This window comes from Duganella sp. CF402, assembly GCF_900109645.1.
GTDB lineage: Bacteria > Pseudomonadota > Gammaproteobacteria > Burkholderiales > Burkholderiaceae_D > Rugamonas.
In genome coordinates, this window is record NZ_FOBG01000001.1 from 1,499,872 (window position 1) to 1,519,163 (window position 19,292).

At 63.3% G+C, this 19,292-nt stretch carries 19 protein-coding genes and 1 pseudogene; 3 read left to right on the forward strand and 17 right to left on the reverse strand.

The window, feature by feature from the left end; genetic code table 11:
- Nucleotides 1-15 precede the first annotated feature (15 nt).
- From BMZ70_RS06650 to BMZ70_RS06680, 7 genes are all read right to left on the reverse strand, one after another.
- Nucleotides 16-735, reverse strand: coding sequence for a hypothetical protein (locus BMZ70_RS06650; protein ID WP_092271462.1), 720 nt, complete (start codon nt 733-735; stop codon nt 16-18).
- Between the two features lie 33 nt (nt 736-768).
- Entirely contained in the window at nt 769-1,641 is an 873-nt protein-coding gene (locus BMZ70_RS06655) for a hypothetical protein (RefSeq protein WP_092271464.1), read from the reverse strand.
- Entirely contained in the window at nt 1,638-2,459 is an 822-nt protein-coding gene (locus BMZ70_RS06660; protein ID WP_092271466.1) for an alpha/beta fold hydrolase, read from the reverse strand. The genes BMZ70_RS06655 and BMZ70_RS06660 overlap by 4 nt, the downstream gene beginning before the upstream one ends.
- Nucleotides 2,460-2,482: 23 nt before the next feature.
- The gene (locus tag BMZ70_RS06665; protein WP_092271468.1) at nt 2,483-3,490 is read right to left on the reverse strand and encodes a zinc-binding alcohol dehydrogenase family protein; all 1,008 of its coding nucleotides are present in this window, start codon (nt 3,488-3,490) and stop codon (nt 2,483-2,485) included.
- Nucleotides 3,491-3,503: 13 nt separating this feature from the next.
- Nucleotides 3,504-4,544 (reverse strand): alcohol dehydrogenase catalytic domain-containing protein, encoded by a 1,041-nt coding sequence (locus BMZ70_RS06670; RefSeq protein ID WP_092271470.1) that lies wholly within the window; start codon nt 4,542-4,544, stop codon nt 3,504-3,506.
- 10 nt (nt 4,545-4,554) lie between these two features.
- The gene (locus BMZ70_RS06675; protein ID WP_229205321.1) at nt 4,555-4,839 is read right to left on the reverse strand and encodes a hypothetical protein; all 285 of its coding nucleotides are present in this window, start codon (nt 4,837-4,839) and stop codon (nt 4,555-4,557) included.
- 119 nt (nt 4,840-4,958) lie between these two features.
- A complete protein-coding gene (locus tag BMZ70_RS06680) occupies nt 4,959-5,816 on the reverse strand; it encodes an alpha/beta fold hydrolase (RefSeq protein WP_092271472.1) in 858 nt (285 codons plus the stop codon).
- 112 nt (nt 5,817-5,928) lie between these two features.
- Between BMZ70_RS06680 and BMZ70_RS06685 the strand changes: the two genes are divergently transcribed.
- Nucleotides 5,929-6,885, forward strand: coding sequence for a GlxA family transcriptional regulator (locus BMZ70_RS06685; protein ID WP_092277628.1), 957 nt, complete (start codon nt 5,929-5,931; stop codon nt 6,883-6,885).
- Between the two features lie 3 nt (nt 6,886-6,888).
- Here BMZ70_RS06685 and BMZ70_RS06690 read toward each other — a convergent pair.
- Nucleotides 6,889-7,595 (reverse strand): annotated as a pseudogene (locus BMZ70_RS06690) (alpha/beta fold hydrolase); the annotation flags it as partial.
- A 118-nt stretch (nt 7,596-7,713) separates the two neighbouring features.
- Between BMZ70_RS06690 and BMZ70_RS06695 the strand changes: the two are divergent.
- Nucleotides 7,714-10,650 carry a sensor histidine kinase gene (locus BMZ70_RS06695; protein WP_130300880.1) on the forward strand — a complete coding sequence of 979 codons (2,937 nt, stop codon included), beginning with the start codon at nt 7,714-7,716 and terminating at the stop codon, nt 10,648-10,650.
- Nucleotides 10,651-10,656: 6 nt separating this feature from the next.
- Here BMZ70_RS06695 and BMZ70_RS06700 read toward each other — a convergent pair whose 3' ends face one another.
- The 7 genes from BMZ70_RS06700 to BMZ70_RS06725 all read right to left on the reverse strand — a co-directional run bounded on the left by BMZ70_RS06700 (nt 10,657) and on the right by BMZ70_RS06725 (nt 15,671).
- Nucleotides 10,657-11,265 carry a pyridoxamine 5'-phosphate oxidase family protein gene (locus BMZ70_RS06700; RefSeq protein WP_092271476.1) on the reverse strand — a complete coding sequence of 203 codons (609 nt, stop codon included), beginning with the start codon at nt 11,263-11,265 and terminating at the stop codon, nt 10,657-10,659.
- Nucleotides 11,266-11,275: 10 nt separating this feature from the next.
- On the reverse strand, nt 11,276-11,956 hold the full coding sequence (locus BMZ70_RS06705; protein ID WP_092271478.1) for an isochorismatase family protein: 681 nt from the start codon (nt 11,954-11,956) through the stop codon (nt 11,276-11,278).
- A 12-nt stretch (nt 11,957-11,968) separates the two neighbouring features.
- Entirely contained in the window at nt 11,969-12,814 is an 846-nt protein-coding gene (locus tag BMZ70_RS06710; RefSeq protein ID WP_092271480.1) for an alpha/beta fold hydrolase, read from the reverse strand.
- Nucleotides 12,811-13,791 carry an alpha/beta fold hydrolase gene (locus tag BMZ70_RS06715; RefSeq protein WP_092271482.1) on the reverse strand — a complete coding sequence of 327 codons (981 nt, stop codon included), beginning with the start codon at nt 13,789-13,791 and terminating at the stop codon, nt 12,811-12,813. The genes BMZ70_RS06710 and BMZ70_RS06715 overlap by 4 nt, the downstream gene beginning before the upstream one ends.
- Nucleotides 13,792-14,046: 255 nt before the next feature.
- Nucleotides 14,047-14,682 carry a response regulator gene (locus BMZ70_RS06720; RefSeq protein ID WP_092271484.1) on the reverse strand — a complete coding sequence of 212 codons (636 nt, stop codon included), beginning with the start codon at nt 14,680-14,682 and terminating at the stop codon, nt 14,047-14,049.
- Between the two features lie 95 nt (nt 14,683-14,777).
- Nucleotides 14,778-14,942: a hypothetical protein gene (locus BMZ70_RS28290; protein ID WP_165403509.1), complete on the reverse strand. Its 165-nt coding sequence runs from the start codon at nt 14,940-14,942 to the stop codon at nt 14,778-14,780.
- 486 nt (nt 14,943-15,428) lie between these two features.
- Nucleotides 15,429-15,671 (reverse strand): hypothetical protein, encoded by a 243-nt coding sequence (locus BMZ70_RS06725; protein WP_092271486.1) that lies wholly within the window; start codon nt 15,669-15,671, stop codon nt 15,429-15,431.
- Between the two features lie 342 nt (nt 15,672-16,013).
- On the opposite strand from BMZ70_RS06725, the gene BMZ70_RS06730 reads away from it, so the two are divergent.
- Entirely contained in the window at nt 16,014-16,571 is a 558-nt protein-coding gene (locus BMZ70_RS06730; protein WP_092271488.1) for a hypothetical protein, read from the forward strand.
- Here BMZ70_RS06730 and BMZ70_RS06735 read toward each other — a convergent pair.
- Nucleotides 16,568-16,861 (reverse strand): hypothetical protein, encoded by a 294-nt coding sequence (locus tag BMZ70_RS06735; RefSeq protein WP_092271490.1) that lies wholly within the window; start codon nt 16,859-16,861, stop codon nt 16,568-16,570. The two genes, BMZ70_RS06730 and BMZ70_RS06735, sit on opposite strands and share 4 nt — an antisense overlap.
- A gap of 25 nt (nt 16,862-16,886) precedes the next feature.
- The gene (locus BMZ70_RS06740) at nt 16,887-19,130 is read right to left on the reverse strand and encodes a glycosyltransferase family 4 protein (protein WP_092271492.1); all 2,244 of its coding nucleotides are present in this window, start codon (nt 19,128-19,130) and stop codon (nt 16,887-16,889) included.
- Nucleotides 19,131-19,292 lie beyond the last annotated feature (162 nt).

Genomic DNA, 19,292 nt, shown 5'->3' on the forward strand with positions numbered 1-19,292 from the left:
CTCGCTTCCCCTCGCTCAGGCCAGGGTGATGGCGCTGGCGTCGATCGACACTACCACCGGCTCAGGTTGATGCTTGCCATCGGCGTCACGCACATAGATCACGTGCCTGGTCGGGAACGTGATGCCTTGCACCGTGATGTGGCCGGACAGATAGTGCGCCGCCGGTGCGCCGCCGCTGATATCGACCTCATAGTCGTGACGACGCAGCAAGCCGTCATCGGAGAAGTAAAATATTTGTACCGGGCTATGGGTGGCGACCGTCGACGGGAACCGGACTTCAAGACGCCGCAGGCGCTGTCCATCCTCCTCCACTGCGCGCAGTTCGGTCGCCGAGAAACCGGGCGCGGCAAGCGTGAATGGCATGGTGAAGTAATTCCAGATCGCGTAGCCAACAAAGTAGGCCAGCTGGGCATCGGTCCACGGGGTGTCCAGTTGATGGCCATCGAACGAAGCGCGCGGCGCCAGCACCTCTTCCAGCACGCGGCCGTCGACGGTTTCAATAGCCACGCGCTCAGGCGTAACAGCGGTGCGGCGTTCGGGGCCGCCGAACGGACTGTGCGACGTCCACGGATGATGCAGTGCGATCTTGATGTCCACTTCGTCCAGCATGCCGCCCTTGCCCTTCAGCGGCCAGATGATGCCGCCTTGCGACAAATGCGCGGACAAGGTGCTAAAGCTCTTCCAGCGTGCCATGCCGCCGTGTGCCTCAATGACTTGATCTAACAATTTTTCCATGATGATTCTCTTTCTGTCTTTCTAAATTAAAAATTACAAATCGCCTGCCAGCCAGCGCGCCACATTGATGACGTAACGATGGATGTCGGCCAGCGCGGCGGGATGGGTGGACATGCCGTCGCCCGGGGCCTCGCTAACAAAGCCAGGGCAGCCGGTGCGCGCGTCCCAGTTGTAGTCGGCAAAGTGGTGGAAGGTGCTCTGCGCAATGGCGCGCCCATGCTGCTGGTGACGCTCGAACGCCACCACCAGGTTGAACTGCTCGCCGCTGACCTTGCTGCGGCCGCAGGCGATCACCCGGGCCGGCTGGTCCGGCGGCGCACTCACCGCGCCCTCGTGCGGATGCGCCGGGAAAAAGCGGATCGCGCCGCTCGCCGAGCCGGGATCGGCCAGTACCGGGTGGATGGCCCCGCACACCTGCAGCTCCTGATAATCGCCGTTGCGGCCGGAGTGGTAATTGGGCCAGTGAATGTAGGACGTTGCGACGTCGTCATTCACGCGCCGGCTGGCGTCGCCTTCCTGGTTGCGCGTATGGAAGTGATGTGCCAGGCCGATGCCGTTCAAGTCACAAACCGACGAACCAAGATCCATGTGGTCGCGCGCCACCATCAGCCCGCCGCCACGCAGCCGGAAACGCTCGATGGCGCGGCACTCTTCCGGATGCAGGCCATTACCCACATCGACCGCCAGCAGCCACAGTACATCGACGTCGCTGGTGTCCAGCTGCGACAGCACGCTATCGGGCCGCGCGCCGCTATCGCGGTCACGCGCCTGCACCTCGAACAGCGGTGCGCCGCGCGCATCGCGTTGCGCGCCCAGCAGCGCCACCATTTGGCTGAAGCGGTCGATCGCCCAGTCGTCCAGCGTGGATGGAATGGTGGTCTGGACCAGTATCTTGCGTACGGTCATTGCGCGGACAGGAAGTAATTAACCTGGCTGGCAAACAGCGCCGGATACTGGAACAGCGAGGCGTGACCCGAGTCCGGGTAAAGACTCAACTGCGCATTGGACAGGCTTTCAAACAGGCGAACCGATTGCGGTGTCGGGAACATGGTGTCGTTACTGCCCTGCACCACCAGCACCGGATGCGGAATCGCCCGCAACGCCGCATCATCAAACGCCGATTCGCACCACGCGACGATTGCCTGGTATTGCGCGGCGAAGACCTGTTCCGACGGATTCGGGCCATGCTCGCCGCTAAACGACAAGCGCTGCACGAACGCCTGGCCCAGCGCTTGGCTGGCCACGCTCGGCGTGAAGAACAATTGCAGCAGCACGTCGGCACCCGATTTGTCGGCCACGCCGGCGATTACCTGATGGAACGTGGCGGCGCCCTGCCCCGGCGGGCAGCCGCCCACCATGATGACTTTACGCAGCAACTCGGGACGGCGCTGGGCCATTTGCTGGGCAATGAAACTGCCGAGCGAGAAGCCCAGCAGGTCGACTTGCTGGAGGTCCAGCGCGGTAACAAAGGCGATCACGTGCGCCGTCATGGCATCAACGTTGTCAGGCGTCTGGCCGTGCGAGGCGCCAACGCCGGCATTGTCCAGCAGGATGAGCGGGCGTTCGGCCGCCAGCGCCTGCACCACGGCAGGATCCCAATTGTCCATCGTGCCGGTGAAGTGCTGCAACAGCAGCAGCGGCGGGCCGTCCGCGCGGCCGCGGCGGCGGTAAGCGGTACGGATGCCATTGACATCGATGTAGTTGGTGGTGGCTTGTTGCGACATACGAATTCCTTCAAACGACTATATTAAAAACCGGCGAGGACAATTTTCCCCAACGTCTTGTTGCTTTCAACCAGGGCATGGGCCTGCCGCAAGGTGGCGGCGCTGATGGCGCCGAGCTGCTGGCCGACTGTGGTCTTGATCACGCCCTGGTCGATCAGGGCGGCAAGGCGGTCCAGCAAGGCATGTTGCGCGGCCATGTCCTGCGCCTGGTACATGGAGCGGGTGAACATGAATTCCCAATGCAGCGAAATCGATTTGCGCTTGAGCGGCATGGCGTCCAGCGTGGCGGGATCATCGATCAGCGCCAGTTGGCCTTGCGGCTTCAATACCTCGATGATCTGCGGGTAGTAGCTGTCGGTATGCGTCAGGCTGACCACATGGTCGACCTGTGCGACGCCGAGCGCGGCCAGCTGCGGCGCGAACGGCTGGCTGTGGTCGATCACGTGATGCGCGCCCAGCTCGCGCACCCAGGCTTGCGAGTTGGCGCGGGAGGCGGTACCGATCACGGTCAGGCCGGTCAGCTTGGCGGCCAGCTGCACCAGGATGGAACCGACACCGCCGCCGGCGCCGATCACCAGCAAGCGTTGGCCCTGGCCACCGCCTTCGGCGATGTTCAGGCGGTCGAACAGCAGTTCCCAGGCGGTGATGCCGGTCAGCGGCAAGGCGGCAGCCTGCACGGCCGACACCGAGCGCGGACGATGGCCGGCAATCCGTTCGTCCACCAGGCCGTATTCGGCATAGCTGCCGGCGCGGGTAATGTCGCCCGCGTACCAGACCGCATCGCCCGGCTTGAACATGGTCACCTCGGCGCCCACCGCCGTCACCGTGCCGGCCGCGTCCCATCCGAGAATGCGCGGACCGGCCGGCTGCACGCCGAGCCGCAATTTGGAATCGACCGGATTGACCGATACCGCTTCTATCCTGACCAGCAGGTCGCGCGGGCCCGGCTGCGGCTGCGGCAACTCGGTTTCATACAAGGCCTTGGGATCGTCGATGGGCAGGCCGGCCTGGGTGTAGACAATGGCTCTCATGGATGTTTCCTTGTTAGTGTTGTTGAGCGTCGGGATGCATGACCAGTACCGCGCGGAAGCGCACGTCTGCGCGCATCATGCGGTCGTAGGCGGCCTGCGCCTGTTCGAGCGGGAAGGTTTCTATCATCGGCAGCACGCCCTGCAACTGGGCGAAGCCCAGGGTCTCTTCGTTGTCGGTGACGGAGCCGGTGAGCGCACCAATGATGGAGCGGCCGCCGAACACCAGGTCTACCGCGTTCACCGAAATCGGATCGTGCGGCACCGCCACCACGATCAGCTTGCCGCGCGGCGACAGCCCCCGCACCACCTCCGCCATGCCCTTGCCGGTCGGTGCGGTGCCCAGTACCACCTGGGCGCCGCCCATGTCGCGCAGCACGGCCGCCACGTCTTCAGCGTCGGCGTCGATGTAGCGATGTGCGCCCAGCTGCTGCGCCAGCGCCGCCTTGTCGGCGCCGCGTGCGATGGCCACGGTGTGGAAGCCCATCTTGTTGGCAAACTGCACGCCCAAGTGGCCCAGCCCGCCCAGGCCATGAATCGCCACCACATCGCCCGCGCGGGCGCCGGCATTGCGCAGCGCGTTGAAGGTGGTGAGGCCGGCGCACAGCAGCGGCGCCGCTTCCACCGCCAGCAGTTCATCGGGCACGCGCACCAGGCCGCGCGCTTCGGCCAGCATGACTTCGGCATAGCCGCCGTCGGTGTTCATGCCGGTGATCACCGGGCTTTCGCAGTTGACGACGTCGCCGTGCCGGCAAGACGGGCAAGTGCGGTCTTCACCGGCCAGGAAGCCGACGCCCACGCGCTGGCCGGGCAACCAGCCGGTGACGCCTTCGCCGACAGCCTCGATCCGGCCGACGACCTCGTGGCCCGGCACCATCGGCTGGACGCCTGCCGGCACCGGGCGTTGCACGGTGGCGCTATCCGAATGGCACACGCCGCAAGCGTGCACGCGGATAAGCACCTGGCCCGGCCCCGGCTGCGGCACGGCGCGCTCCACCAGGGTGAGTTCGCCGGGCGCTGTGGCCACCACAGCGCGATAAGTTGATGCCTGCTGCATACTGCTTCCTTTATTCAAAACGGAAATCGGACAGATCGACGCCGACGATCAGCGGTTCGGCCAGCGCCAGGTTGTCCGGCGCGCGCGGATAAATGCGGAAACGGCTCGGCATACGGATGCCCTGCACTTCGACGTAGTCGCTGAGGTAGCGCGCCGCTGCGTTGCGGCCCTGGATGTCGACCTCGTAGTCGTGGCGGCGCAGCAAGCCGTCCGCATCGAAATAAAAGGTCTGGACCGCGCTGTGGGTGGCGATCGATGGCGCGAACTCCACGCGCAGGCGGCGCCACGCTGCCACAGCACGCCCGAGTGGTGCAGCTGTGCGGAGACGCTGTTAAAACTGCGAAAGCGCTGCAGGCCGCCGGCGGCCTGGAGGGCGAAGTCGATCAGATCAGTCATGTAATGGGTCCCGTTGTTTCAGAGGTTGGGCCGCATCGCGAGGAATGCAGCGATATGCAGGGCCGCTGCGCGCGGGTACTGCTGTTGCGGGCCGTGGCCTGCTTGCGGAAAGGTGACCAGTTGCAGCGTGGGCAACTGGCCGTTGAGTGCATACCAGTTCTCCACCGGGAACACGATGTCGTGGTCCGCACCAAGATGCAGCACCGGGATGGCGGTGGTCTTCAGTGCTTGCAGCACCGCTTCCGATGGAAACACCGGATTTTTCGGCGCATCGCCGAGTTGCTGCCCCGCCCACTGGAATGGCACAGCTGGGCTGACACCTTGCGTGCGCTGGGCCAGCCGCTGCGCCGATTGCACGGCGGCCTCACGGCTCGCTGGCGAGTGCGGTGCAAAGAACAAGCGGGTGAAGTCATCGAAATCGTTCTCGCGCTTGGCCATCGTGTAGAACAGCTGTTCGCCGCTGCGCACCAGCGGGCCGGGCGGCGTGGTGCCGATCAACACCGCGTGGCTGATCAATTGCGGCGCCTGCGCCAGCACGATCTGCGCGGCGATGCCGCCGATCGACCAGCCGCCGATGATCGTCTTGCCAAGGCGCAGCGTGGTCATCAGTTCAATGGCGTCCTTCGCCAGCGCTGCCGGGTTATAGGTTGGCTCGCCGGTAGACTGCCCCAGCCCGGTGTAATCGAACACCGTGACCTGCAAGCCTTGTTCTGCCAGGCTGTCGAGAAACAGCGGATCCCAGCTATCCATCGTGCCCCGGAAGCGTACGCACAGCAGCAGCGGCCGGCCACTGCCAAAGGTGCGATACGCCAGCCGGCGCCCGTTGATGTCGGCAAATTGCGTCTCCGCATTCAGACTCGGAGATAGGTGATTCATGACGCTCCTTTCATTTATATCAGCGGTCCGTAGCCCATATCTTCCGGGGAATACACGGCATTTTCCAGGCCATTTATAATGGGGTTTTAGGACACGGACACAGGTATTGGCGATGCATCGAATCGGTTTTTTTCTGACTGAACGCTTTCAGATCATGGCGCTCGGCACGCAGTCGGTGTTTGAATTCGCCAACGTGGTGGCACGCGAACAGGTGTATCAGGTGAAGAATTATTCGGTGGCCGGCGGCGAGATTCGTTCCTCACAGGGGGTGTCGATCAACACCCTGGCGGCCGGTACCGGCGCCGAGGCCGACAGCTGGCTGATCAGTGGCGTGGTCGATCCGATCGCCGGCGCCGCGACCGCCGACGAGGCGGCGTTTATCCGGCGCGCCTCCACCCAGGCGCGGCGCACCGTGGGCCTGTGCACCGGCGCGTTCTTCCTCGGCCAGGCCGGCCTGCTCGATGGCCGGCGCGCCACCACCCACTGGGCCTATGCCGAGGCACTGAAGGCACGCCATCCGCTGGCGCGGATCGAACCGGACCGGATATTCATTGTCGATGGACCGATCTGGACCTCCGCCGGCCTCACTGCGGCGATGGACCTCGCACTGGGCATGGTGGAAAAAGACCTGGGGCCGGAGATTGCGACCTCCGTGGCGCGCGTGCTGGTGATGGATCACCGGCGTTCGGGTGGGCAGTCGCAGAAGTCCGAGCTGTTGAAGCTGGCGCCCAAATCGGACCGCATCCAGAAGGCGCTTGCGTATGCGCGCAAAAGCCTGGCGCTGCCGCTGCGCGTGGATGACCTTGCGAGGGAAGCAAATTTAAGTCCGCGCCAGTTCAGCAGGATTTTTCAATCCGAGACCGGAAAGTCGCCAGCCAAGGCCATCGAACAGCTGCGCGTTGAAGCCGCCCGGAATATGATTGAACGAGGCCGCCATCCGCTGGAAGTGATTGCGCGGGAAACCGGCTTCCGCGATCGGGAACATCTCAGGGAAGTGTTTGTGCGCGAACTGGGCGTGGCGCCGCAGTCGCTGCGGCGCGAGGCGCGCAGCGAGCTGGAGGAAGCGTAGAAATCAGGACTTGAAGAACGCGAGCAGGTCGGCGTTGATCACGTCGGCATGGGTGGTTGGCATGCCGTGTGGGAAGCCGGGATCGGAAATCAGCTTGCCGTGCTTCAGCAATTTCACCGATTTCACGCCGCTGTTCTGGAATGGCACGATCTGGTCATCTTCGCCATGCAGCACCAGCACCGGGATGTCCAGCGCACGCAGATCGTCGCTGTAGTCCACTTGCGAGAACTGGTAGATGCAATCGTAGGCCGCCTTGACGCCGCCCATCATGCCCTGGCGCCACCAGTTGGTGCGCACCGCCTCGGATACTTTCGCGCCGGGACGGTTGAAGCCATAGAACGGCAGCGTCAGGTCCATATAGAACTGCGAGCGATTGAATGCGGTACCCTTCGGATATCGTCAAACACTTCCAGCGGCACGCCCTCCGGATTGGTTTCTGACTTCACCATGATCGGCGGCACCGCGCTGACCAGCACCGCTTTCGACACCAGAGCCTTGCCATGCCGGCGCACATAGCGCGCGACTTCGCCGCCGCCGGTGGAATGGCCGACGTGAATGGCGTTCTTGACCTTCAATGCCGCCACCAGTTCCGCGACGTCGGCGCTGTAGGTGTCCATGTCGTTGCCGGTATCGGTTCGGGTGGAGCGGCCGTGGCCACGGCGGTCATGCGCGATGACGCGATAGCCGTGCTGGAGGAAGAACATCATTTGCACCGCTTGTAATCTACCTTATGGACAGAAAAAAGCAGCCCCTTCGGGCTGCAAGTTATAATACTTTCATCATTTTACGAAGGAGGAAATTGTTATAGTGAACGTCTGGGCTGGTACCTTGGCCGTACTCACGGCATTTTCTCCGCTTGCCAACTCCGCAGTTGAACCGCTGCCGTTCTGGAAGTCTAGCCCGCTCCACCAAGCCTGGGTCAACCGTGACGGCGCGCCGTCCGATGCCAGCGCTATGGTGCAGGACCGGACCGGCATGCTCTGGTTTGGCGCCGTCAACGGACTGTTCCGCTTTGACGGTGTCCGTTTCGAACGCATGGATGATATCGCCGGCCACCGACTGCTGTCGCCCAATGTGTACGCGCTGGCCTTGTTCGGTGACGCGCTATGGGTAGGCTACGAGCATGGCGGCATCTCGGTGTTTGACCGCGGCACGGTACGGCATTACCGCGAAGCAGAAGGCGTGCCGCCAAATGCCATCTCACGGTTCGGAAAAACCAGCGACGATACGATGTGGTTTTCCAGTACTTCCGGCATCTACTGGTTAGACGGCTCGCGCTGGCGACAGGTGTTGCCGGCCGATGGCTTACCTTACGGCGACCAACCCCATCTCAACATTTTGCATGACGGCAGTCTGCTGGTAACGCACCTTACGGGTGTCTATCGCAATATCCCCGGCACGCATAGATTCCGGCGGATCAGCGACTTTGGCAGTATGCAACCGAGTCAACTGCTGGCGGATGGCAAGGTCCTCATTTTCAGATTCGGCAAGCCAACGCGTTTATATGATCCAGCGACGGACAGCGTCACCGTCCCCCGCCTGCCCACCACGGTTGCCACGCCGTACAGCGTGCACCGTGATCGCCGCAACGCATGGTGGATCGGTCAGGGAGACGGCCTGCACTTGTACAGCCCAGACTTACAACTGAAGAAGCAATTACTTGCACCTCACGATTTCAGCGCCGTTCGCGTCTACCGCCCGCCGCTGGAAGACCGCGAAGGCAATTTGTGGTTTATCACCGAGAACGGCGTTGACCGGATTCGGGAAACCCGTCTTTTGCCGCAGGAGATGCCGGCGGGAAGCACCGATTTTAGTCTCACTCCCGGCCCCGATGGCGAAGTCTGGATCAGCAGCCACTCATCGAAGGACCCGATCTCCCCGCCAACCTTTGCCATCGCGGCTGACGGCCGCCGCATCGCAAGCGATATGTACTCCGCAACCGCTGGCACGCGCGCGCCGGATGGCACGCTGTGGTTCGGCGATCCTCACTGGCTGTGGCGCAGGCAAGCCGGCAAGGTGCAGCTCTGGCCGTACCCGCCGCCATTGCAAGAGCAGGCAACCCAGGCGCTTGCCGTGGCCGCCGATGGCTTGCTGTGGGTGTCGATAGGGCGACGCGGCGTATATACATTCAACAATGGCGTCTGGGATGCAGGTGGCGGCCATGCGGCGTTGGCGGAGCGTACCGCCCTATCGCTGCATTCAGACGAACAAGAGCGGCTCTGGTTCGGCTACACCAACAATAGAATGGCAATGCTACAGCACGGCAAGATCCAGCAGTTCGATGCTACCGATGGTCTGACGGTTGGCAACGTGCTGGCGATGTTCAGTCGGCGCGGCACCCTGTGGGTCGGTGGCGATCAAGGCCTGGCATATTTTCACCAAGGGCGCTTTGTCGCGATCAACGATAGCAGCGGCCACCCCTTTTCCGGCGTTTCCGGCATCGTCGAAACGGCACAAGGCGAGCTGTGGATGCATTGCTCCGACGGTCTGGTCCGTATCGATGCAGCGCAGCTCACCGCTGCACGCAACGGCGCTGACCAGGTCTCGGACCAACACTTCGACTATCTGGACGGCTATGCCGGCGCGGCCCAGCAACTGCGCCCACTGAACACGTTGATCGAGGCGGATGACGGCCGCCTGTGGTACGCCACCTCAAGCAGCGTCGGTCTGATCGACCCGCGCGAGATCCATCGCAACCGGGTCGCGCCAACACCGCTGGTCACCTGGCTGCACACAGACCACCAGCGCTATCGCGCCGCCAACGGTATCGAACTCCCCCGGCACACCCAGAACCTGCATATCGATTTTACCGCCGCCGTATTATCGATTCCGGAACGGGCGCGTTTTCGCACCAGACTCATCGGTCAGGACCATGAGTGGCGCGACGCCGGCGGGCTACGACAAACCTTCTATACCAACCTTGGTCCCGGCAATTACCGCTTCGAAGTGATGGCCGCCAATGAGGACGGCGTCTGGAGCGATGCGCCCGCCAGCTTGAGCTTTTACATTACGCCAGCGTTTTACCAGACCATGTGGTTCAAGCTGCTGTGCGCCAGCATATTGGCCGGCGGTCTCTACCTGCTGTACCTGCGGCGGCTAAAGCAAATGACGGCGCGCGCGGTCGAGCGCTTACGCACGCGCATCGATGAACGAGAACGCATCGCCCGTACCCTGCACGACACCTTCCTGCAAAGCGTGCTAAGCCTGAGTCTTCGCTTCCACAGTATCAAGGCAGCTTTGCCGAAAGATGACGCGGTCCGGCAAAAGATCGACGAGGCGCTGGACGCGGCAGACGCAGTGGTGGAAGAAGGCCGCGAGGAACTGATGGACTTGCGCGTCAACCATTTCTGTAGCGGCGATCTGGGATCCGCGCTGAGAGCGTTGGGTGAGAATGCCGCCCTCCCCTATGGTGTGGCGTTCTCGCTGCAAGAGGAAGGTACACGGCGTCAGCTGCAAGTCCACGTGCAAGAAGAATTGTTCGCCATCGCCAAGGAGGCCATCAGCAATGCACTGCGCCACGCTGACAGTAAAGTGCTGATGGTGAAGCTGTGCTATGGCGCCACGATGTTCACGATGGAAGCCTGCGATGAAGGCAAGGGACTGGACGACTCGGTACGAAAAACCGGGCGGCGAGAACGGCATTGGGGTATGACCGGCATGCGCGAGCGGGCGGCCCGGATCAACGCCAGGCTGGCCATCCACAGCGTGCCAGCAGCGGGTACCAGCGTGGTCGTCACGTTGGCGAGCCGGCTAGCCTATGAATAATGCTGTTCAGGCGCGGCGCAACGCGGCATTCTCCCGTTCCAGTTGCGCTATGCGCTCGCGCAGTGGTTCGACCACGATGGCGATCTGGGACTCGGTGTAGCGCCGGGTAATGTGCTGCGGACAGTTCCAGTCAAAAGCCTGCAGACGCAGTCTGAAGATCCGCTCCGGGCGCGCTGCGTAGCCCGGGTCCAGCACGCGTTCGGCCAGCTGCGGGTCGGCATCCAGCGCCAGCTTTTCGACGTGGGCGTAGATCTTCAACCGGGCGCGCCGGGGATAGTCGACCAGGATCATGCAGGCGCGGTCATTGGCCTTGAAATTGCCGGTGCTGATGTATTGCCGGTTGCCCCGGTAATCAGCAAACGCCAGCGTCTGGTCGTCGATCATTTTCAGAAACCCGGCTGGTCCGCCGCGATGCTGGACGTAGGGCCAGCCGGTTTCCGACACGGAGGCAAGATATAGCGTGTCCTGCTGCGCAATGAAGGCCGCCTCCTGATCGGTGAAGCGATCGAAGTCGCGATGCCCGTTGAAATCGGCCCAAAGATGGTCCGCGCCCCTCTCGGCCTGCGCGGCACGTACCGCCGGCGTGATCGCTACATCCATGAATCCGTATGTCATGGCCAGCTCCTTAAACCTTGTCCCTGGCGGCTTGCTGCGCGCGTGCGTAGCTCTCCATCACCGCAGCGTAATTTGGCGCCGCCAGTGCATACAGCTGCGCCAGGTCGGCAGCTTCCGGACGCGCCCAGGTACGGTGCATTTCCGACAGCAAGGCGTTGGTGCTGGTCGGCTTGACGCCGCCCTGCACGAAACGCGCCAGCGACACGCGCGACGCCATCTCGCCCGGGTCGCCGGAGGCGTCGATGACGGCATAGACGTCGTAGCCTGCCGCCACCGCGTCGAGCGCCGGGAACATCACGCACACGCTGGTCCAGACGCCCGCCATCACCAGCGTTTTGCGGCCGGTCGCGCGCACCTGGGCGACGAAGTCTTCGTTGTCCCACGCGTTGACTTCGCCTTTGCGCGGCACATAAACCGCATGCGGCGCCAGCTCGTGGATTTCCGGCATCAGCGGACCGTTGCTGCCGGCCGGCTCCGAGGCGGTGGTGATGACCGGCACCTTCAGCAAGGTGCACAGCCGGGCGATCATGGCCACATTGCGCCGCAGGTCAGCGACCGGAATATCCTTGACGGTCTGGAACAGGCCGGACTGGTGATCGAGCAGCAGCACCAGGGTGTCGGCCGGGTCTAGCAGGCGCGCGCCGCCGCCGGTGGCCAACACGCTGGCTTTTGCCGTTGAAGTGGTTTGCATGGTAGTTCTCCTTTATTTGAGGAATTGCCGGATCAGCGGGACCATCTGGTCGCTCTTGTCTTCCAGCGCGAAATGGCCAGTATCGAGGAGGTGCAGCTCGGCCTGCGGCAGATCGCGCAGGAAGGCTTGCGCGCCTTCGAGCAGGAAAATGGGATCGTTGACCCCCCATAAAATCAGCGCAGGCGGTTGGAACACCCGGAAGTAGTCATGGAAGGCCGGATACAGCGCGACATTGGTGCGGTAGTCGTACATGATGGCCAGCTGGATTTCGTCGTTGCCGGGACGGTCGAGGAAAAACTGGTCGTGTATCCACGCAGCCGGATCGATCCTGCTCTCGTCCTTCACCCCTGCCACATACTGGAAACGGGTGGCGTCCAGCTTGAGGAAAGGCCGCATGGCGTCACGCTGCGCCGCGCTATTGTCCTCCCACAGTGCGCGCGTGCTAGCCCAGAACTCGCCCATGCCGGCCTCATAGGCGTTGCCGTTCTGGATGATCAGGGCCGACACGCGTTCAGGATGCCGCAGCGCCAGGCGGAAGCCGACCGGCGCGCCGTAATCCATCACGTACAGTGCATAGCGCTCAACACCCAACTGCGACAGCAACTGATCAACGATGACGGCGAAGGTCGCAAAGCTGTACGAAAAATCCGCAGGGGACGGCATATCGGACAGGCCGAAGCCTGGCAGGTCGGGCGCAATCACACGATAGCGGTCAGCCAGCGCCGGGATCAGATGGCGGAACATGTGCGACGAACTGGGGAAGCCATGCAGCAGCACCACCACCGGCGCATCGGCCGGCCCCGCCTCGCGGTAAAACAAGGTGAGGCCGTCCACCTGTGCCGTGCGGTGATGGGTCATTTCGCATCCTTGCAGAGCTTGCGGTCGAGGAAGTTGTGGATCAGCGGCGCCATCACGTGCAACTGGTCTTCCAGCGCAAAGTGGCCGCTGTCGAGGATGTGTATTTCAGCCTTGGGCAGGTCGCGCAGGTAAGGGTGTGCGCCGGCTTCCGGGAAGATCTTGTCGTTCTTGCCCCAAACAATCAAGGTAGGCGGCTTGACCTTGCGGAAGAAGGCCTGGAAGTCCGGATACAGCGGCAGGTTGGTGCCGTAATCGAGGAACAGGTCGAGCTGGATCTCGCGGTTGCCCGGACGGTCCAGCAGCGCCTGGTCGATGATCCAGTTGTCGGGGCTGATGCGGGAAACGTCGCTCATGCCGTCGGTGTACTGGAACTTGGTGATCGGCAGCGTCACCAGGTTGCCGATGGCTTCGCGGTGGGCCTGCGAGCCGTCCGCCCAGTAGGCTTTGATCGGATCCCAGAAAGCGCCCAGGCCCTCGGTGTAGGCGTTGCCGTTCTGGACGATCAGCGCCTGCACGCGTTCAGGATGTTTGATCGCCATGCGGTAACCGACCGGCGCGCCGTAGTCCATCATGTACATGCTGTATTTCTTGACGCCGAGCGCGACGGTCAGCTTGTCGGTGATGTCGGCGAAATTGGCGAAGGTGTATTTGAACTTGGCGCGGTCGGGCGAGTCGCTCTGGCCAAAACCCGGATAATCCGGTGCGATCACATGGTAGCGGTCGGCCAGCAGCGGGATCAGGTTGCGGAACATATGGGACGAGGTCGGGAAGCCATGCAACAGCAACACCACCGGCGCATTGGCCGGTCCGGCCTCGCGGTAGAACACATTGATGCCGTCGATCTTCGCCGTCTTGTAGTGAATCACCGGCACCGCTTGCGCAGCGATGCCCTGCGCTGGTTTCGTGCAGACGTTCTCGGCGAACGCCGGACTGGCCGACATCAGGAAAACCAGGGCCAATAATTTAAGTTTGTTCATCAATCCTCCAAAAGCCTACCTTGCTTAACGCGGTGTGAGCGGCTTGAGGTAGTGAGCAAGCCACAGGCACGAAAGCTGGCCCGGTTGGGAGCCGCTTTCATAGGATCAGCTTGCCTGTTTTTCTTGCCGCCGAGCGATGCCGGGGAAAAGATGACGCCGCGCTTTCCCCCCGAACAGGGGGAGCGGCGGCGCTGGATTGTGCACACTACCTCGATCGAGGTAGTGCGGTCTGCTACTCTGTGCAGAGGTGCGCCGTCAGAGGCTGAGGATACCCCGTTCCAAGGCAATCATCACCGCGTGGGTCCGATCGCGCGCCTCCAGCTTGAGCAGGATGCTGCTCATATAGCCCTTGACCGTTTCGCTGGACAGCCCCAGCGCCGCGGCGATCATCGGATTGGAATTACCACGTGCAGCCAGCTTGAGCACATCGACCTCGCGCGCGGTGATGGCATTGCCGTTGCGCGTTTCGGCCAGCGCGTACACCAGCGACGGCGGAATGCAGCGTCCGCCAGCGTGGACGCTGCGTAGCGTGTCAATCAGGTTTTTGCGTACCGTGCTCTTGTAGATGAACCCGACCGCGCCGGCCTTGATGGCGCGTGTCGCATGCACGTCGCCCTCGAGCGTGGTGAGGACGACGATGCGCGCGGCCGGGAATTCCGCACGGATGGCGGTAATGGCGTCGATGCCACTCATGTCCGGCAACTGCAAGTCCATCAGGGTGACGGCCGGACGCGTCTGGCGATACAGCGCGACCGCTTCGGCGCCGCTGGCCGCCTGGCCGACCAGGTACAGATCGGGCTCGATATTGATGACGCTGGCGATGCCCTGTTGGAACAGCGGGTGGTCGTCCACGGTCAGGATCGAGATCGGCAGCGGATGGATGAGATTCATCGAAGTCAAGGTAGAGCGGATGATGGCAGAGAAGCAACAGCCTACAACAGGACGTATTTCGTATCAATACCTCTGATTGATGCGTCGCCGTTCTGCTAGCGGGCCGCGATCTCCCGGATCGCGGCCACCAGCCGGTCGAGGTCGGCCGGGCCGGTGAACAGCGAGGGGGTGATGCGGACACAGCTGCCGCCGGCAGGCCCGCTGCGCGCCACCGGCAACACCAGGCCGGTGCGATGGCTGATATGGGTCAGCAACAGCAAGCGGGTGCGCGGATTGCTGCGCAGCGCTTGCTCAGCTGCGCACGGATGGTCTCGATGCCGTCGCGGTCGAACTCCTGCCGCATGTAGCGCGAATTCTCAAGATTGAGAAAATCGATGTTGCGCTTGACAGGGCGGCGCCAATGGCGGAGCAATGCAGGAAGGCACGGCGGCTAATCGTATTGGTCATGTTTTTCCCGGTAGGGTTGGACCACCACACCATTCTAGGCAGTTATACTGCGCGTGCACGCCAGTCCACTTTTCAACCCATAAGCCAGACGGTGTTTCTGCAACTCTCCCATGAAAAACGACGGTGAAACGATCCTACCCCCCGGCCTACCGCCCGTTTATGTACACTTTGATACCACGGGCGCCCTTTGAAGCTGATGATATTTTCCTTGTTCGGACAGGCGGTCTGAAAGCCAGGCGGCTATCGTGCAACGTGATACGACGGCTGCTACGTCAATCGATTATCGTCTATGCCAGTAGCTAGACTTCAAGAGAGAACAAGTATCGAATCCACACTTGAGCGCAAGCTTTGGTCAGATCCTGCTTGTCCCTGGCAGCAGAGACTACCTCAGGCCACATACCGCCCCAGCCAGACATTTCCATGTGATTCCTCATGTCAGAAATGCTGATCACGCGATCGCAACTGTACATCAGCAGGAAGGAACGCACTGCCAAATTCTGGCCGTCCGCATCAAGCATCTCTTGATATTGGATATTATTCATCCGATTATTCCGATCTAAAAAGGGCAATCGCGTATCCGGGGGTGGGCAAGAGTGCGCGGGCGAACAAGTGATGCCGCCCCAGGACAAGCCGGCGTCGGAGGTAGCACGGTAGAACGGAATTACGGATCGAACCCGCGAGTGAAAGGGAAAGCCATGCATGCGCCTTTGATCTTACAGCGTTTTCACCAGAACAGTGCAGCTTTATGCATGCCACGCGCCAGCGCCAACCTTGCCGTCGCGGCTGAGGCTTGTTGCTTGTCACGACAGCGATAGATCGCAGTGGACAGCGGCCGTCAACCTGCTAAGGTGATCTGCTCTACTCCTTTCGATGGGCACACTGTCATGCAGAACCGCGAAAATATCCGACTGGCAGTCAAGGTCCGCACCGGCATCCTGATTGATGCGGTCAACGGCGCCAGTGCGGCCTGGGCCTACATGATGCACTATCAGGTACCGCGCCACGTGATACTGCGTGTACTGGCGGCCCCCGCCAGAAGGCGCACCAGCGATGCCCGCCATCCCTTGAGTGAACAGGAAACCCGGCGGCTGGGCAATCTGGCGCAATTGCAGCGCCGCTACCTGAGCGGGCCCGATCAGCCGGCCGATACCGATAACGGCGGCAAGCACCACGGCGTCGACCTCAGCACCGCCAATTTTTTCCCGCTGCCGACGCTCAGGACCAAGAACACAGTACGGTTGCTACAGCCCGGCATGCGTTTGAAAATCGATGCGGTCAACATCGAGAATCCGTATGACTGTATTGAGGTCGACACCTGGCTGGTGGTCAAGGCGGACGGCCTGCATTTCCGCTATCAGGACGGTCCCGGCGGCCGCCAGGTCGACCTTGGCAACGCCGACGCGGTCCGGGCCGCGATCGACGCCGCCCCTGCGGCGGACTAAGGTAACAGCGGCCCCGCTGGCGCCGCAGCCATGCGTGCCGCGCCCGGCGACGACAGGCGAAACCGGCGGCGCCGGTCGCCCATCCACTGCCGCAATTCCAGCAAGCTGATACCGGTGATCTCGTGGATCCGCAGCAGCACCACGCCGCTGATCGGCAATTGGCGCTGGCGCATCTTGCGCAGCAGCGGCGCAGCGACCTGCAGCTGGCGACACAGTTCGCGGTCGTTGCGCAAGCTGAGGTGCGCTATCGTGCTGTCAAACAGCTGGCCGGGATCGTAGATGCGGACCATGACGTCGCCAGCTCCACGCTCGCCGCTACAGGCTGGCCAGGGCCGCGCCAATGCCGCCGCTCAGGCGCCGCGCCATCTCATCGAGCGTATAGTCGGCGGCGCTGCGCCGCGCCCCGGCACGCAAGCGCGACAGCTTGTCCGGCGCCGATAAGGTGTGCACGATTTCAGCCGCAAACGCCACGCTGTCATTGACCGTCATGACCCCGTTCACGCCGTTTTCAAGGTAGGCGATCTCGGGCGAATGCAAGCCGCAGTCGGTGGTGAACATCGGCGTGCCGCTGGCAAACGAATCGAGGATGCCCAGCCCGACCAGGCCGGGATTGAGCATGACGTCGGCCAGGCGCAAGGCGAGCGCCTTGTCCTGCTCGTGCAAGGCGCCCAGGACATGAATCCAGCGGTGGCTGTCAGCGGCTTGGTCGATCAGCCCCTGTTCGGGCCCGGCACCGACCACCAGCAGCTGGAAGCCGGGGATCTGGCGCCGCACTTCCAGCGCCGCCGCCAGCAGGAAGTCCAGGCGTTTTTCCTTGTACAGCGAGCCCAGATAGATGGCCACCGGCCCGTCGCTCAGGCCCAGCTGCTGCCGCCGCGCCGCCAGCGTCTGGCTATCGATGCCCTGGCACAAGGCCGTCATGGCGGTGGTGTCGATGGCGTTGCGGACCACGGTGGTGCGGTCCGGCGGAAAGCCGGCGGCCGCGATCAGCGACGCGCTCAGATCGGTGTAGGCGAACCACCAATCGGCGCGGCGGACGGTCCAGCGCTTGAAGCGTTCCTTCCAGCCTTGGGGACGCGCCGACTGCAGGTTGGCGCCGTGGCCCCAGAATGCCAGCCGCGCCGGGCGCCGCACGAACATCAGCCACAGGTTGTACAGGATTTTGTTCTCGTGCATGACGATCACGATGTCGGCGCCGCGCGCGTAGCGGCCATACGGCTGCCAGCATAGACGGCCGTTGAGCAGGTAATGGGTCGGGATCGACACCACCCAGTCCAGATGCGCGTCGTTGCGCTTGAGCTTTTCGGCCGGCGTGCCCTCGCCGACCAGCAATTGCAGCTCCATGCCCTGGGCCGCCAGCAGTTCGCGCAGGCGCTCATAGATGCCGACCCGGTAGTGCAGCAGTTGGCGCTCGACGATCAGGACCCGCGGGCGCGAGCGGTAATTGCCGTCCTGCGGCGCGCTGGCCTGCTGGCGCTGCCACGCGCGGCGGCATGCCTGCTGCAGGCCCTGCGCCGCATGCGCGTAGGTATAGCCGGCCACCAGTTGCTGCGAACGCGCCGCAAAGCGCCGGTAGGCGGCATCGTCATCGAGCAGGCTGGCGGCGCGCGCGGCCCAGCGGCCGGCGTCGGGCTGGTCGACATAACCATTCTCGCCGTCCAGCACCAGTTCGCCCACCGCGCCGGCGGCCGGCGTGGTCAGGATCGGCAGCCCGGCGGCACAGGCCTCGTTGAACACCACGCCCCACGGTTCCCAGCTGGTCGGCATGACGAACAGGCGCGCGCTGCGGTACAGCGCCGGCAGCGCGTGCTGGCTGGCAAAGCCGGCGAAGGTCACGGCCACACGGTCGGCATGGCGGGCGGCCTCGGCCTTGAGCGCCGCCATCTGCGAGCCGCTGCCGACCATCAGCACGCTCACTTGCCGGCCGCTGCGCGTGGCCAGCGCCAGCGCCATCTGCAGCACGAACTGCGGCCGCTTGACCGCTTCCAGCCGGCCGCAAAACAGCAGGTCGAACTGCGGCGCCGCCGCCGCCCGCGCAAAGGCCTGGTTGTCAATCGCCAGGCAGGAGGTGAAGCGCTGCGCGTGCGGCACGCCATAGGCGTCATACAAGGCCTGGCCGCCGGCGCTGGCCGCGACAAAGGCTTGCGAGCGCGCGTACACCCAGCGCCGCACCCAGCGGTGCAGCAGCGTCAGCGTTTGCTCCGACGCCAGCGTGCCGTCGGTCATCGCCACGTGGGCGACGGCGCGCAGCCGGCAGTAGGCAAACGCATACAGGTGGGTCGGATTGAAGCCGTCGGTCACCACCACGTCCGGATTGTAGCGGTGCAGGCCGCTTAACACGTCGAGGTTGCTGTGGATGTAGCGCTGGCGCCAGACCACGAAGCAGCGCTGCAGCGTGGTCTGGCCGGTGCGCAGCGGCGCATAGTCCCACTGCCGGTTCGGCTCGCGCTCGACGCAGCTGAACACGTGGACCTCGATGCCCGGCATGGCGGCCAGCGCGGAAAACACCGGGGTGCGGTAAGGCGCCAGCGTGTTGGTGACAATCGCAATTTTCAGCATGGGAAGGTTCCAGGAAAGAGCGGACCAGCGGCCGCGACATCGGCCATTGAATACCCATTCCGCAGCGCCGGTTTGCTTACTGTCATAAATGCCGGCGATCGCGCTCCGGCGCAACAGCGGCTGGCTTATTTTGGCGCTGCGCATGGGTGTTATGACAATCAA

Coding starts and splice junctions, on each gene's coding strand:
- BMZ70_RS06650 (WP_092271462.1), bottom strand. CDS start 735: ATGGAAAAATTGTTAGATCAAGTCATTGAGGCACACGGCGGCATGGCA.
- BMZ70_RS06655 (WP_092271464.1), bottom strand. CDS start 1,641: ATGACCGTACGCAAGATACTGGTCCAGACCACCATTCCATCCACGCTG.
- BMZ70_RS06660 (WP_092271466.1), bottom strand. CDS start 2,459: ATGTCGCAACAAGCCACCACCAACTACATCGATGTCAATGGCATCCGT.
- BMZ70_RS06665 (WP_092271468.1), bottom strand. CDS start 3,490: ATGAGAGCCATTGTCTACACCCAGGCCGGCCTGCCCATCGACGATCCC.
- BMZ70_RS06670 (WP_092271470.1), bottom strand. CDS start 4,544: ATGCAGCAGGCATCAACTTATCGCGCTGTGGTGGCCACAGCGCCCGGC.
- BMZ70_RS06680 (WP_092271472.1), bottom strand. CDS start 5,816: ATGAATCACCTATCTCCGAGTCTGAATGCGGAGACGCAATTTGCCGAC.
- BMZ70_RS06685 (WP_092277628.1), top strand. CDS start 5,929: ATGCATCGAATCGGTTTTTTTCTGACTGAACGCTTTCAGATCATGGCG.
- BMZ70_RS06700 (WP_092271476.1), bottom strand. CDS start 11,265: ATGACATACGGATTCATGGATGTAGCGATCACGCCGGCGGTACGTGCC.
- BMZ70_RS06705 (WP_092271478.1), bottom strand. CDS start 11,956: ATGCAAACCACTTCAACGGCAAAAGCCAGCGTGTTGGCCACCGGCGGC.
- BMZ70_RS06710 (WP_092271480.1), bottom strand. CDS start 12,814: ATGACCCATCACCGCACGGCACAGGTGGACGGCCTCACCTTGTTTTAC.
- BMZ70_RS06715 (WP_092271482.1), bottom strand. CDS start 13,791: ATGAACAAACTTAAATTATTGGCCCTGGTTTTCCTGATGTCGGCCAGT.
- BMZ70_RS06720 (WP_092271484.1), bottom strand. CDS start 14,682: ATGAATCTCATCCATCCGCTGCCGATCTCGATCCTGACCGTGGACGAC.
- BMZ70_RS06725 (WP_092271486.1), bottom strand. CDS start 15,671: ATGAATAATATCCAATATCAAGAGATGCTTGATGCGGACGGCCAGAAT.
- BMZ70_RS06730 (WP_092271488.1), top strand. CDS start 16,014: ATGCAGAACCGCGAAAATATCCGACTGGCAGTCAAGGTCCGCACCGGC.
- BMZ70_RS06735 (WP_092271490.1), bottom strand. CDS start 16,861: ATGGTCCGCATCTACGATCCCGGCCAGCTGTTTGACAGCACGATAGCG.
- BMZ70_RS06740 (WP_092271492.1), bottom strand. CDS start 19,130: ATGCTGAAAATTGCGATTGTCACCAACACGCTGGCGCCTTACCGCACC.